The organism is Sphingomonas sp. SKA58 (assembly GCF_000153545.1).
GTDB lineage: Bacteria > Pseudomonadota > Alphaproteobacteria > Sphingomonadales > Sphingomonadaceae > Sphingobium > Sphingobium soli.
The window spans coordinates 406,215-420,054 of sequence record NZ_CH959307.1 but is presented as its reverse complement, the minus strand read 5'-3'; the positions used below and the strand labels follow the sequence as shown (position 1 = coordinate 420,054).

Below are 13,840 nucleotides of genomic sequence, written 5' to 3'. Positions count from 1 at the left end.
CTGTTCGAGCAGCTTCGAGCGAAGCCGAGAAGCGCCCGTCGAGAACAAGAGCGCCAGGACCTGTTCTCGACAAGCTCGAACCGAACGGGCTGGAGCGGCGGTGATTTTTACCGCCCCGGCTCGTCCAGGCTGTACCCCAGACCCCGGATGGTGGTGATGACGTCGGCGCCCAGCTTCTTGCGGATGCGCGTCACAAACACTTCGATCGTATTGGAATCGCGGTCGAAATCCTGATCGTAGATATGCTCGATCAGCTCGGTGCGGCTCACCACCTTGCCCTTGTGGTGGAGGAGGTAGCTCAGCAGCTTATATTCCTGCGCCGTCAGCTTTACCGGATCGCCCTTCAGCGTCACCTTGCCCGACCGCGTGTCCAGCCGCACGTCGCCCGCCGTCAGTTCGCTCGACGCATTGCCCGACGCCCGGCGGATAAGCGCGCGCAGCCGGGCGATCAGTTCCTCGCTCTGGAAGGGCTTGGCCAGATAATCGTCCGCTCCCGCGTCCAGCCCCGCGACCTTGTCGGACCAGCTGTCGCGCGCGGTCAGCACAAGCACCGGGAAGGTCTTGCCTTCCTTGCGCCACCGGTCGAGCACGGTCAGCCCGTCGATCGTGGGCAGGCCCAGGTCCAGCACGACCGCGTCATAGCTTTCGGTCGATCCCAGGAAATGCCCGTCCTCGCCGTCCGTCGCCAGATCGACGGCATAGCCCGCGCCTTCCAGCGTGGTTCTGAGCTGATGGCCCAGGCTCGGTTCATCCTCGACGATCAGCAGGCGCATGGGCGTGTATTTCCGTTTCTGTTATAACCAGGGTGCAGCGCGGGGTCAGCGCGCCATCGCGATAATATCGCCCGTCCGGCCGTCGGCATCAACCCACATGACCTTGCCGTTCTTCACATATTTGAGGCGATAGCGGTTGGATGACGGATTGAACTCGCTCCCGACATAGGTCGCGCCCCCCACCGCGGCGTCGACGCGGCGCTTGATCATGGAAAAGGGCATGACATGCCCGTCCAGCATCGCGCGGCGGGCGGCATCCTGTTCGTCCCGGCGTCCGCCCGCGTCGGCGGCGGGGATCGTCACCATGGCGGCCACCAGCATGCCGGTGCCGGCTGTCAGGCTTTTCCACTTCATCGTCATGGGCATGCCATAGGTGCGGTCCATTGAACAGGTGGTGAATGATGGCTGCGCGGAGGTGGCTGGAAAGCCGCGCCGTGCTCGATTATGGCCTTGTCTCATGATGATGCAGGACGAAAGGCCCGTTGCCGATCCGCCACTCTGGCGCGCCGTGCCCCGCTGGTGGCGCGGCCATGTGATCCGCGAAATCGACCATCAGGCGGTGGTGGACCGGGTGCGCGAAGATGACGGATGGAGCCCCCGCTACGCGTTCATGATCCTCATGTCGGCGGGCATCGCGGTGCTGGGGCTGTTGCTCTCCTCGCCGGCCGTCGTCATCGGCGCGATGCTCATTTCCCCGCTGATGGGGCCGATCGTGGGCCTTGGCTTCGCGCTCGCCACCGTCGATTCGCGCGAGATTCGCCGTACCCTCTTCACGCTGGCGGTCGGCGCGCTCATCGCCATCCTCTTCACCGCCTTCATCGTTCTTCTCTCCCCGCTTCAGACGGTGACGACCGAAATCGCCGCGCGCACCCGGCCCAACCTGTTCGACCTCATGGTCGCGCTCTTTTCCGCGCTGGCGGGTGCCTATGCGATGATCCGGGGGAAGGCGGGCACCATCGTCGGCGTCGCCATCGCCACCGCGTTGATGCCGCCGCTCGCAACCGTCGGCTTTGGTGTCGCGACGCTCAACGCCACCGTGGCGGGCGGCGCGTTTCTGCTCTTCTTCACCAACTTCGTGACGATTGCACTGGCGGCGGGCATCATGGCGCGGCTCTATGGCTTTGGCCGGGAACTCTCGCCCCGGCAAAGCTGGATGCAAAGCGTCTTCATCGGCGTCATCTTCTTTGCCCTTGCCGTGCCGCTCGGCCTGTCGTTGCGCCAGATCGCCTGGGAATCCAATGCTGCCCGCGAAGCGCGCGATGTCATCCGCCGCGAATTTGCCGATGATGCCCGCATCTCGCAGCTCGACATAGATTTCGACGCCCGGCCGCTGTCCGTCACCGCCAGCGTCCTGACCAGCCGTTATGAACGCAACGCCACGACGCGCGCCAGCCGGGTGCTCAGCGACATGCTGGGCCAGCCCGTCGCGCTCGACATCGAACAGATTCGCGTTGGCGAAGGGACCGACACCGAAAACGCCCAGCTGCTCGCTGTCCAGACCGCGCGGCGCGAAGTGCAGGGTCAGGTTGATCGCCTGACCGACCGGCTTACGCTCATCGCCGGGGTCGATCCCGACGCCGTCACCATCGACACCGGGCGCAAGCGGGCGCTGGTGCGCGCGCGGCCGCTGCCCGAAGCGGGCCTTGCGACCTATCGCGTGCTCGAACAGCGCGCCGCCGCCATGGCACCGGGCTGGACGATAGAGGTCGAACCGCCCGTGCTGCCGCTGCCTAGCATCGCGCTCAACGAAGATGGCGCGCCGGCCAATGCCGAAACGCTGGCGCTCGCTTTATGGGCCGCGCAGCGTATCGGCCTGCCGATAGACATGGCCATAGGCGGCGATGATCATGCCGCCCTGACGCAACCCTTCGCCGATCGCGGCATTGATGTGCGCCTGACCCAAGGCGCCAGCGCGGACCGGGCGGCCCTGCGCTGGCGCATCGCGGAATGACGGCGGGTTCAGCGCGTCATTTGTCCAGCGCATATTGGACGGTCAGCGTCACGGACGCGCTGACCTGTCCCGGCTCCACCGGCGTCACCGGCGCGGCATCAGCCTTGAACCGGGCGCTCTGCATCATCGGCATGGGCGGCTGCCCGCCGCTGTTGCTCTCGCTGATCGACACCAGCCGCGCGGAGCGATAGCCAGCCGCCTGCGCATAATAATCCGCCTGCGCCTTCGCGCTCTTGAGCGCTGCTCCGCGCGCCTGCACCAGCAAGGGCGAAGGGTCGTCGATCGAGAAGGTCGGCCCGCTGATATTGGTCGCGCCCGCCGCCACCATGGCGTCCAGCGACGCGCCCACGCGCTTGATGTCACGCAGCTTTACCGTCAGCTGGTTCGACGCCTCATAACCGATGAAGCGCGGTCCCTGCGGCTGGCCATCCTGATTATTATAATCATATTGCGCGCTCAGATTGATGCCGCTGGTCTGGATATCCTTCTTGGCGATCCCGGCCTTGGCCAGCGCCGCGATCAGCTTTTCCGTTTGCGCGGCATTTTGTTGCATCGCCGCCTGCGCGGTCGGCGCGCGAGTCTGGACGCCGGTGCCCACGGTCGCGATATCGGGCGCAGCTTCGACGCTTTCGGTGACGCTCAGCGTCACGACTGGCGCGGTCTCCGCGATGGTGACGCTGGTCTGCGCGAAGCCGGCTGCGGGAATCGCGGCGGCGCCAAGCGCCATCAGGGCGAGGGCGGATTTCATCTATGGGTCTCCTCTGCAAAAATCGCTGCATCCGCAATTGGCGGGGATGCGATGAACGGACGCTGTGCAGCGTTGAAAGCCGTGCGACAGCTTTCCGGTTCCCCACTTGCCCTGCCGCCCCTTACCCCCTAGCTGCACCGCCATGGCGGCTCCCATCCTCTCCTTCGAAAATCTCGGCCTCAGCCAGGGTACGCACTGGCTGTTCCGCAACATCGACATTCATGTCGGCCAGCGCGACCGGCTGGCGCTCATCGGCCGCAACGGCGCGGGCAAGACGACGCTGCTCAAGCTCATCGGCGGTCAGATCGAACCGGACGAAGGCACCCGCTCGGTCCAGCCGGGCGCGCGCGTCATCACGCTGGAACAGGACCCGGACGTCACGCCCTTTGCGACGCTGCATGATTTCGCGCTCGCGGGCGACTATGCGCCGCCCGCGCATGAGGTGGAGGCGATTGCCGATCAGCTCGGCATCGACCTGTCGCGCGAAGCGAAGACCGCGAGTGGAGGTGAGCGCCGCCGCGCCGCCATCGCCCGCGCGCTCGCCAGCGAACCCGACCTGCTGCTGCTCGACGAACCGACCAACCATCTCGACATCGCGGCGATCGACTGGATCGAAAACTGGATGGCGCGCTACAATGGCGCCTTCATCGTCATCAGCCACGACCGCGCTTTCCTGACGCGCCTTACCCGCCAGACGCTCTGGCTCGACCGGGGGTCGATGCGCCGCAATGAAATCGGCTTTGGCGGTTTTGAACAATGGATGGAGGCGGTCTACGCCGAGGAGGCGCGGGCGGCCGAAAAGCTGGACGCCAAGCTCAAGATCGAGGCGCACTGGCTGGAACGCGGCGTCACCGCCCGGCGCAAGCGTAACCAGGGCCGCCTCGCCAAGCTATGGGAGATGCGCGCCCAGCGCGCCGCGATGCAGGGGCCGCAGGGCACCGCCAAGATCGCCGTCGCCAGCGACGACAGCAAGACCAAGAGCGTCATCAAGGCCGAGCATGTCACCAAGGCGTTCGGCGATCGGACCATCATCGGGGACTTCACCCTGCGCGTGCAGCGCGGCGACCGCATCGGCATCGTCGGCGGCAATGGCGCTGGCAAATCGACATTGCTCAAGCTGCTGACCGGCCAGCTTGCGCCCGACAGCGGCGAGGTGACGCTCGCCAAGACGCTCGACATGATCTTCATCGACCAGCAGCGCAGCCTGATGCAGGGCGACAAGACCGTTCGCGACGTGCTGGCCGAAGGGGGCGACTGGATCGACGTGCGCGGGGTGCGAAAGCACGTCCATGGCTATTTGAAGGACTTCCTGTTCGACCCCGGTCTGGCCGAAGCGAAGGTCGGCACCCTGTCGGGTGGCGAACGCTCGCGGCTCCTGTTCGCGCGTGAATTTGCCCGCGAATCGAACCTGCTCGTGCTTGACGAGCCGACCAACGATCTTGACCTCGAAACGCTCGATCTGCTTCAGGAAGTCATCGCCGACTATGACGGCACCGTCCTGATCGTCAGCCACGACCGCGATTTCCTCGACCGCACCGTCACGGTGACGCTGGGCCTCGACGGCACGGGCACGGTGGACGTCATCGTCGGCGGCTATGCCGACTGGATCGCCAAGCGCGATCCGCGCAAGGCCGCCAAGGCGGAAAAGAAGGAGGCTGCGCCGCCGCCCCCGCCCAAACCCGTCTCCGCCAAGCTCAGCTACAAGGACCAGCGTGATCTTGATCTGCTGCCCAAGCGGATCGAGGAACTGGAAGCCGCGATCGCCCGCGATGAGGCCGCGCTTGCTGATCCCGCGCTCTATACCCGCGATCCCGGCAAATTCGCCGCCCTCACCAAGGCCATAGAACAGGCCCGCGCCGACAAGGATGCGGCGGAGGAACGCTGGCTCGACCTCGCGGAAAAGGCCGAGGGCCTGGCGGGCTGACGCCGCCTGTTCAGGGCTTGCTGGTCGCCGCCTGGCCGTGCCCGGTCGCCGTCCAGTAGATACCACCCATCAAATGCGTCAGGTAGGTATAATCGCGATACATCGCCCCTTCATGCCCCAGCGTGGTCACGAATACGCGGCCCTTTTCATAGCCATGATACCAGGCGATCGGATGGTTCCGGCCCATCGGCCGTGACACCTGGCCGGGCCAGATCTTGGTCGGGTCGTAACTGCTTTCATCCACGCCCAGCACGGTGTTGATCCGCACGTCAAAGGGATTGGTCGTGACGTAGAATTCGTCGCTCCAGACCCATCGATCGGGCAGGGCGAAGGCGGCCGGGAAATTGCGGTCCTCCACGGTCACGACGCCGGTCTGCACCATCGGATGCACGCCGACGCGCCGGCCCACCAGCTTTTCATACCAGGGCCATTCGCCCGGCGGCGTGATCGCCGCGCGGTGGACGATCATCGCATTGCCGCCGGCGCGCATATAGGCTTCGAACTTCGCGCGCTGCCCGGCATTCAATTCCTCACCGGGCGAATTGAGGAACATGACCGCCGCATATTGGCTCAGGTCTTCGTCGAAACTTTCCGGGTGACGCGTCCAGACCAGCTCGAAACTGTGCAGCCGCGCCATCTGCTCCAGGCTGTCGCGCGCGATCGGGATATATTCATAATGATAGGTGTTCGCCTTGGCGAAGACCAGCAGCTTGAACTGGCTTTCGGCCATCGCGGCCGGCGCGACGAACAGGGCGGCGATCGCCAGCAGGAGCCGCATCATCATTCCCATTGCCGTCCCTCCTGCCCGTCGCGTGAAGTCCGGGGCTTATCGCGCCCCATCGGCCCCGCGCAATCGGCAGGGCCCTCTTCTACGACTATGGTCGGATGCTCTTTGCGCCCGATACCATCGCGGGGATCGACTTCACACGTGCGTCGCGGCACTGTGCGCCCCGAACCAGAAGGAAGCCGATGGACAGCAGCACGCCCGCCCCGCCGCATCATGCGGTCCATTATGTCAACCGCGTCGGCTGGCTGCGCGCGGCCGTGCTGGGGGCCAATGACGGGATCGTCTCAACCGCCAGCCTGATGACCGGCATCGCCGCGTCGGGCGCCTCCGGCCAGTCCGTGCTGTTGTCGGGCATCGCCGCGCTGGTCGCGGGCGCCATGTCGATGGCGGCGGGCGAATATGTCTCGGTCAGCGCCCAGTCGGACACCGAACGCGCCGACCTGGCCAAGGAAGAAAAGGCGCTGCGCATCCAGCCGCATGCCGAATGGATCGAACTGCGCGACATCTATGTCGATCGCGGCCTGACCCCCGATCTCGCGGGGCAGGTGGCGCAGCAATTGATGGATGCCGATGCGCTCGGCGCCCACGCCCGCGATGAACTGGGCATTTCCGACCTGGCGACCGCGCGTCCGGTCCAGGCCGCGCTCGCTTCCGCCGCCAGCTTTGCCGCGGGCGCGACTCCGCCGGTGGTCGCCGCCGCCCTGACGCCCGCCGCCACCGCGATTCCCGCCATCGTCGCCATCTGCCTCGCTTGCCTGGCGCTGCTCGGCTTCGTCGGCGCGCGGCTGGGCGGGGCCAGTCCGCCGCGCTCGGTGCTGCGTACGCTTCTGTGGGGCGCGCTCGCCATGGCCGTCACCGCGGGCGCGGGGCATCTGTTCGGCGCGGCCATTTGATGCCAAGGTCGCGCCCATCGCGATTTTCAGGGAGACACGACATGGCCGATATCCAGCAAATTCCGCTCAAGACCATCAAGGGCGACGACGCCAGCCTCGCCGACTATGCGGGCAAGGTCGTGCTGGTGGTCAACGTCGCCTCCAAATGCGGCCTTACCCCGCAATATGAGGGGCTGGAGAAACTCTATCGCGATTACAAGGACAAGGGGCTGGTCGTCACCGGCTTCCCGGCCAATGATTTCGGCGCCCAGGAACCGGGCAGCAATGACGAGATCGTGACCTTCTGCACCACCAATTTCGGCGTCGATTTCCCGATGTTCGAAAAGATCGTCGTCACCGGGCCGGACAAGCATCCGCTCTATGCCGCGCTCACCAGCGCGCAGCCGGCCGCCCAGGGGGAAGGGGACGCGTTTCGCGAAAAGCTGGTCGGCTATGGCATCACGCCCGGCGACGCGCCTGAGGTCCTCTGGAATTTCGAGAAATTCCTGATCGCAAAGGATGGCAGCGTCGCCGCGCGCTTCGCGCCGACCACCAATCCTGATGATCCCGCCCTGGTCGCCGCGATCGAGGCGGAACTGGCGAAATGATTCGCACGCTCGTCTGCGCCGCCCTGCTGCTGGGCGGCGCGCCGATCGCCCATGCCGCGCTCAGCCCCGCCGAACGCAGGATGGGGGAGAGTGTCGAAGCGGGCTATGAGCCGACCGTCGCCTTGCTCGAAAAGCTGGTCAACCAGAATAGCGGATCGATGAACATGGCGGGCGTGAAGGCCGTGGCCGACATGCTCCGCCCGCAATTTGAAGCGCTGGGCTTCACCGTCGCGTGGAAGCCCATGGATGCGGCCAAGCGCGCCGGCCATTTCATCGCCACGCACAAGGGGCGGCCGGGCACGACGAAGATGCTGTTGATCGGCCATCTCGACACCGTGTTCGAACCCGATTCGCCGTTTCAGCGCTTCACGCGCGATGGCGATTTCGCCACTGGCCCCGGCGCGGCCGACAATAAGGGCGGGGTCGCCACCATGCTGCTCGCGCTCCAGGCGATGCAAGCCGCAGGGACGCTCAAAAATGCGAATATAGAGGTGGTGCTCACCGGCGACGAGGAGGATTCGGGCGAACCTCTCTCGGTCGCCCGCGCCGACCTCATCGCAGCGGGCAAGCGCGCCGATGTCGCGCTCGATTTCGAAGGCCTCTCGCAGGAGGATGGCAAGGATATGGGCGCCATCGCCCGCCGCTCCTCGAACAGCTGGACGCTGACCGCCACCGGCAAATCGGGTCACAGTTCCGGCATTTTTTCGGAAAAGGCGGGCGACGGCGCGATCTATGAAATCGCTCGCATCATCACCCGCTTTCGCCAGGATTTGCCCGAACCCAATCTGACTTTCAATGTCGGCCTGATCGGCGGCGGCCAGAGCGCGGAGGTCGACAAGGACGGGGTGCGCATCGCCGTCACCGGCAAGACCAACATCATCCCGCCCATCGCCGTCGCCAAGGGGGATTTCCGCACCTTGAGCGAAGAGCAGACGAAACGCGTGCAGGCCAGGATGCAGCAGATTGTCGGGCAGGATCATCTGCCCGGGACGTCGGCCACCATCGCCTTTGACCTTGGCTATCCCTCCATGGCTCCGACGCCGGGCAATCGCGCGCTGCTCGACCGGCTGAACGCCGTCAACCGCGATCTTGGCCTTGCCGAAATGCCTGCGCTCGATCCGCTGAAACGTGGCGCAGGCGACATCGCCTTCGTCGCGCAGGATGTGGACGGCCTTGTCGGCCTTGGCCCCGCCTCCACTGGCGATCACAGCCCGGCCGAGCGTGTCGACCTTGCCAGCATGAAACGCCAGGCCAAGCGCGCCGCCATCCTGATGAGCCGGCTGGCGAGCGAAAAGGGCGGACGATAAACGCCATTCCCGATCGGGCTGATCGAGGTCGAAGCCCTGCCTCTCTTTGAAACGGGCACCAGCCAAGCCATCAGCCCGAACGAACATAGTTGAAAGCGCCATGCTCCCGCCAACCCCCTCGCTCGCCACGTCCATCGGTCCGGTGCTCGAAACGCTCAGCATCGTCGGCACCTTCGTCTTCGGCGCGTCCGGCGCGTTGGCCGCCGCGCGGCTGCAACAGACGCTCGTCACCTTCGCCTTCTTCGCACTGGTGACGGGGGTAGGGGGCGGCACGGTGCGCGACCTGCTGATCGGCGCGCCCGTCTTCTGGGTCGTGGACGCGGTGCCGGCCATGGCCTGCATGAGCGCGGCCGTCATCGTCTGGTTCACGCCGCGACGCTGGTGGAGTGATCGCGCGCTCGACTGGCTTGACGCCATCGGCCTCGCCGCCTTTGCCGTGTTCGGCGCGGCCAAGGCGTTGAGCTTCGGCGTTCCGCCCTTCGTTGCGGGCATGATGGGCGTCGTCACTGGCTGCGTCGGCGGCATCATGCGCGACCTGCTGGCGGGCGAGCCGTCCATCCTGCTGCGTCCCGAACTCTACGTCACCGCCGCCGCCTTCGCTTCGGGCCTGTTCGTGGCCTTGCGCTGGATCGGCCTCGACGTGCCGGTCGCCGGCCTCATCGCCGCGACGCTGGGCTTCGCCCTGCGCGCCATGGCGATCGCCCGCGGCCTCGGCCTCCCCATCTACCGCCAGCCAGCCGACTGAACGCGCAGAACCTCACCCCTCACCAAACCCAAATGGCGCGCGGGTGCGGCGATAATCGTCAGGCATCATCTCGCGCCCGATCGGCGGGGCGGATCGCGCCATGCATTGGGTGCGGTGGCACAGGCGGCAGGTGACGCCGATCGGCGTGGGATCGCTGCTCCCCATGCCCCGCGCATAAACCAGCCGATGCGCATGCTCGGCCGCGCAGGCCAGCGCGATCGCACGTTCGGCCTTGGGCGCACCCCAGCCGCCCCCGCCCGCCGTGACCGTCCGTGCGATCGAAAAGAAGCGCTGCCCGTCGGGCAGTTCCAGCCATTGGGTGATCACCTCGCGCGGCCGCTCGAAGGCGCGATGCACCGACCAGAGCGGGCAGGACCCACCATGCCGCGCGAAGGGAAACCCCGCCCCGTCCAGCCTTTTGCTGACATTGCCCGCCGGATCGACCCGCAGGAAGAAGAAGGGCACGCGCTCCTGCCCCGGCTTCTGCAAGGTTGTGAGCCGATGCGCGGTCTGCTCGAAACTGGTGCCGAACTGGCGGCCGAGCGCCTCGACATCATAGGCGCGCGCCTCCGCCGCCTTGGCGAACGCGCTGTAGGGCATCACGATCGCCGCCGCGCCATAGCTTGCCAGCGCCCGCCGCGCCAGCCGCCGCCCGCTGTCCCCGCTGAACTGGCCGTCCTTCAACAATGTGTCGAAACTCTTGCGCATCTCCAGATAGGCGATCTGCAACGCCAACTGGAACTGCGCGCTTGCCCCGTCCAGCGCATCGTCCAGCAACACCGCGTCGCGATGCCGGTCCAGCCGCCGCACCGATCCCGCCATCACGTCCGACGGCAGCCGCCGCACGCGCAAACCATGCCGGGCCTTCAGCCAGGCCGCCAGACCGCCTTCCGCCTCCGCCTCGCCCGCCAGCCGCTCGCTCGCATCGTCCAGCGGCGGAAAGCTGTTGCGCCGCGCCGCCAGAAACCGGCGCGATTCCGCCACCGGGTCGGGCGCTTCGGCCGCATCCGCCCGCACCACGCTGCGGTCGGCCAGCGCCAGATGCTCCTCGCGATAGGCGGTGTAGAGCCGCAGCAGGGCCTCGGTGACGCCGGGATAATTGACCGCCACATCCTCGCTGGCGAGCGGCGGCAGGTCGATGTCCGCGAACATCGGGTCTTTGAGCACCGCGCTCAGCCGCGCCGTCTGTTCCGCGCCACCGTCGCCCGCCACTTCCGCCATGTCCAGCTTGTAGGTGCGCGCCAGCCGCAGCAGCATGTCGGCGGTCAATGGCCGCTGGTTGCGCTCCAGCAAGGCGACATAGGATGCGCTGATTTCCAGATCCGCCGCCATATCGGCCTGCGTCAGCCCCAATTCGCGCCGCAACCGCCGCAATCGCGGCCCCATATAGACGGGCCTGTCCTTCGCCATAAGGCCTCCTCATAACAGACCTTACAACTTTACATCGAAAATCTGTAAAGATCGACAACTGAACGCCATGCCCCATCCCTTACCCTCGCGCACCTGTCTAAGTCGTCGTCCATATGGTTCAGACAGAGGGATGCGGACATGACCTATCAAAGCGAGATTGCGAAAGCGGACGGCCTGATCAGCGGCCAGGCGGGGTGGGATGGCATCGCTTCCGAATCCGTCGCGCGCATGCGACTGCAAAACCGGTTCAACACCGGGCTCGACATCGCCCGTTACACGGCAGGGATCATGCGGCGCGACATGGCCGCCTATGACGCGGACCCGGCCGCCTACACCCAGTCGCTGGGCTGCTGGCACGGCTTCATCGGCCAACAGAAGATGATCTCCATCAAAAAGCATTTCGGCAGCACCAAGGGCCGCTACCTCTACCTGTCGGGCTGGATGGTCGCCGCGCTGCGGTCCGAATTCGGCCCGCTGCCCGACCAGTCCATGCACGAAAAAACCAGCGTCCCCGCGCTGATCGAGGAACTCTACACCTTCCTCAAGCAAGCCGATGCGCGCGAGCTGGGCATGATGTTCCGCGATCTCGACGCCGCGCGCGATGCCGGCGATGAAGTCCGTGCGGCCAAGATCAGCCATGACATCGATGCCTATGAAACCCACGTCGTCCCCATCATCGCCGATATCGACGCGGGTTTCGGCAATGCAGAGGCGACCTATCTGCTGGCGAAGAAATTCATCGAAGCGGGCGCCTGCTGCATCCAGATCGAAAATCAGGTTTCGGACGAAAAGCAGTGCGGGCATCAGGACGGCAAGGTCACCGTTCCGCATGAGGACTTCCTCGCGAAGATTCGCGCGGTCCGCTACGCCTTCCTGGAACTGGGCGTCGATGACGGCGTCATCGTCGCGCGCACCGACAGTCTGGGCGCGGGCCTCACCAAGCAGATCGCCTATGTCCGCGAAGCCGGCGACATTGCCGACCAGTATAACAGCTTCCTCGACTGCGAACCGGTCGATGCCTCCACGATCGGCCATGGCGACGTGCTCATCACCCGCGACGGCCTGCTGCTGCGGCCCAAGCGCCTGCCCAGCAACCTCTACCAGTTCCGCCCCGGCACAGGCGAGGACCGCTGCGTGCTCGACTGCATCACTGCCCTGCAAAATGGCGCGGATCTGCTGTGGATCGAGACCGAAAAGCCGCATATCGGCCAGATCGGCGGCATGGTCAGCCGCATAAGGGAGGTCATCCCCAACGCCAAGCTGGTCTACAACAACTCGCCCAGCTTCAACTGGACGCTCAACTTCCGCCAGCAGGTCTATGATGCCTGGGAGCAGGATGGGCGCGACGTGGGCGCCTATGATCGCGCGCGCCTGATGAGCATCGACTATGACGACACTGACCTGGGCCGTGAAGCGGACGAGCGCATCCGCACCTTCCAGCGGGATGCCGCGCGCGAAGCGGGCATCTTCCATCACCTCATCACCCTGCCAACCTATCACACCGCCGCGCTCAGCACCGATAATCTGGCCCGGCGTTATTTCGGGGAGGAAGGCATGCTGGGCTATGTCAAGCAGGTCCAGCGCGAGGAAATCCGGCAGGGCATCGCCTGCGTCAAGCACCAGAATATGGCCGGCTCCGACATTGGCGACGATCACAAGGATTATTTCGCCGGCGAAGCCGCGCTCAAGGCCGGCGGCGCGCACAATACGATGAACCAGTTCGCGGCCTGATCCGTCCCCGGCGCGGACAAGCCGCGCCGGCGTCCACCGTTTCGCCTTGTCTGTTCCCGATGGCATGGCGGGACGGTGGATGCCCCGATCGACAGGCCCCCCCATTCGCGGCCGCTGGCCCGCGACAACAGCCATCGCGCGGAGACACATATACTCCCTCCGCGCGCGTGGGTGGAAGCACTGGACGGCCCGGCCATCATGCCGGGCCGTTTTTTCAGCCATCCGATGCCGCCACCATCAAGGCTTCCTCCCCCGGAAGGGAAGATGGCCGGCCAAAGGCCAGATGGCGGCTTTCCCCCGTCGCCGGCTGAGCGTGCGCCACTCTTCCTCTTTGTGCGAATGCCGCGGTCCAATGCGTTACCTGATCTCGGAGTGAACGTGACGTTCGCCTCTCGACCAATGTCAGACGGCATGCGGCACAATCGGCTTGAATGCTTGCGGACATTCAAAACCTTTCTACGCTGACCCCATGACCAACGTCTCTCATCTGATCCCGCAACTGGCCGAGTGGAACAACGGGCAAGGCATTACGCCTGCCGATTGGATATGGATTGAGGGCCGAGCCGACCATGCTCTAGGTTTCTGCTCGTTTTTCTGGCCTGAGTTCGTGTCGTTCGAAGGCTATGTGTTACGCGGCCCCCTCGATGTGGAGCGGTTGCGGGGGTGGGAAAACGAAGGCCACACTCGCCAACAGATTGAAACTGCTATGAACGCCTTCTTGTTGGAAGGCGTATTCCCCAACGATCCTACCGAAAGCCAGCTTAAAGAGACTCAAGCAGACCAACTAGCAAAGAGGATGGCAGCGATGCTCCACGCGAAACTCGCACATGATTTCCCAGAACGTCGCTTCTCGGCTTTCACGCTGGAAGGAGAGGACTTCGGGGTTTCATTCCACCAGATTTGATGGCTGCTTTTCCTATCGCTCTCCCCGAAAGCCGACAATCCCCTTCCCACCCTTTCCGTCATTTCCACCACCTTAAGAAC

13 protein-coding genes are annotated in these 13,840 nt (G+C 65.4%); 8 read left to right on the top strand and 5 right to left on the bottom strand.

Translation table 11 applies throughout. The features are described 5' to 3' along the window. Positions 1–107: 107 nt before the first annotated feature. On the bottom strand, positions 108–773 hold the full coding sequence (locus tag SKA58_RS11320) for a response regulator transcription factor (RefSeq protein WP_009822570.1): 666 nt from the start codon (positions 771–773) through the stop codon (positions 108–110). Positions 774–818: 45 nt separating this feature from the next. Continuing rightward, positions 819–1,157, bottom strand: coding sequence for a hypothetical protein (locus SKA58_RS11315; RefSeq protein ID WP_009822569.1), 339 nt, complete (start codon positions 1,155–1,157; stop codon positions 819–821). A gap of 73 nt (positions 1,158–1,230) precedes the next feature. Between SKA58_RS11315 and SKA58_RS11310 the strand changes: the two genes are divergently transcribed. Further along, entirely contained in the window at positions 1,231–2,724 is a 1,494-nt protein-coding gene (locus SKA58_RS11310; protein ID WP_009822568.1) for a DUF389 domain-containing protein, read from the top strand. A gap of 16 nt (positions 2,725–2,740) precedes the next feature. On the opposite strand, the gene SKA58_RS11305 is transcribed toward SKA58_RS11310, so the two are convergent. Next, entirely contained in the window at positions 2,741–3,472 is a 732-nt protein-coding gene (locus SKA58_RS11305; protein ID WP_009822567.1) for an SIMPL domain-containing protein, read from the bottom strand. A 142-nt stretch (positions 3,473–3,614) separates the two neighbouring features. Here SKA58_RS11305 and SKA58_RS11300 point away from each other — a divergent pair, with 142 nt between their 5' ends. Further along, positions 3,615–5,396: an ABC-F family ATP-binding cassette domain-containing protein gene (locus SKA58_RS11300; RefSeq protein WP_009822566.1), complete on the top strand. Its 1,782-nt coding sequence runs from the start codon at positions 3,615–3,617 to the stop codon at positions 5,394–5,396. 10 nt (positions 5,397–5,406) lie between these two features. Here SKA58_RS11300 and SKA58_RS11295 read toward each other — a convergent pair whose 3' ends face one another. Further along, positions 5,407–6,186, bottom strand: coding sequence for a ThuA domain-containing protein (locus SKA58_RS11295; RefSeq protein WP_037543022.1), 780 nt, complete (start codon positions 6,184–6,186; stop codon positions 5,407–5,409). Positions 6,187–6,365: 179 nt separating this feature from the next. On the opposite strand from SKA58_RS11295, the gene SKA58_RS11290 reads away from it, so the two are divergent. The 4 genes from SKA58_RS11290 (at position 6,366) to SKA58_RS11275 (ending at position 9,715) form a co-directional block, all read left to right on the top strand. Next, positions 6,366–7,076 carry a VIT1/CCC1 transporter family protein gene (locus SKA58_RS11290; RefSeq protein WP_009822564.1) on the top strand — a complete coding sequence of 237 codons (711 nt, stop codon included), beginning with the start codon at positions 6,366–6,368 and terminating at the stop codon, positions 7,074–7,076. A 41-nt stretch (positions 7,077–7,117) separates the two neighbouring features. Continuing rightward, positions 7,118–7,663, top strand: coding sequence for a glutathione peroxidase (locus SKA58_RS11285; protein WP_009822563.1), 546 nt, complete (start codon positions 7,118–7,120; stop codon positions 7,661–7,663). Next, positions 7,660–8,970 carry a M20/M25/M40 family metallo-hydrolase gene (locus tag SKA58_RS11280; RefSeq protein WP_009822562.1) on the top strand — a complete coding sequence of 437 codons (1,311 nt, stop codon included), beginning with the start codon at positions 7,660–7,662 and terminating at the stop codon, positions 8,968–8,970. The genes SKA58_RS11285 and SKA58_RS11280 overlap by 4 nt, the downstream gene beginning before the upstream one ends. A 100-nt stretch (positions 8,971–9,070) precedes the next feature. After that, complete coding sequence (locus SKA58_RS11275) at positions 9,071–9,715, top strand: trimeric intracellular cation channel family protein (protein ID WP_009822561.1); 645 nt, start codon at positions 9,071–9,073, stop codon at positions 9,713–9,715. Between the two features lie 12 nt (positions 9,716–9,727). Here SKA58_RS11275 and SKA58_RS11270 read toward each other — a convergent pair whose 3' ends face one another. Further along, positions 9,728–11,125, bottom strand: a complete 1,398-nt coding sequence (locus tag SKA58_RS11270; protein WP_009822560.1) for a helix-turn-helix domain-containing protein — start codon at positions 11,123–11,125, stop codon at positions 9,728–9,730. 138 nt (positions 11,126–11,263) lie between these two features. Between SKA58_RS11270 and SKA58_RS11265 the strand changes: the two genes are divergently transcribed. After that, positions 11,264–12,856, top strand: coding sequence for an isocitrate lyase (locus SKA58_RS11265; protein ID WP_009822559.1), 1,593 nt, complete (start codon positions 11,264–11,266; stop codon positions 12,854–12,856). Between the two features lie 469 nt (positions 12,857–13,325). Then, complete coding sequence (locus SKA58_RS11255; RefSeq protein WP_009822558.1) at positions 13,326–13,760, top strand: hypothetical protein; 435 nt, start codon at positions 13,326–13,328, stop codon at positions 13,758–13,760. Positions 13,761–13,840: the final 80 nt, after the last annotated feature.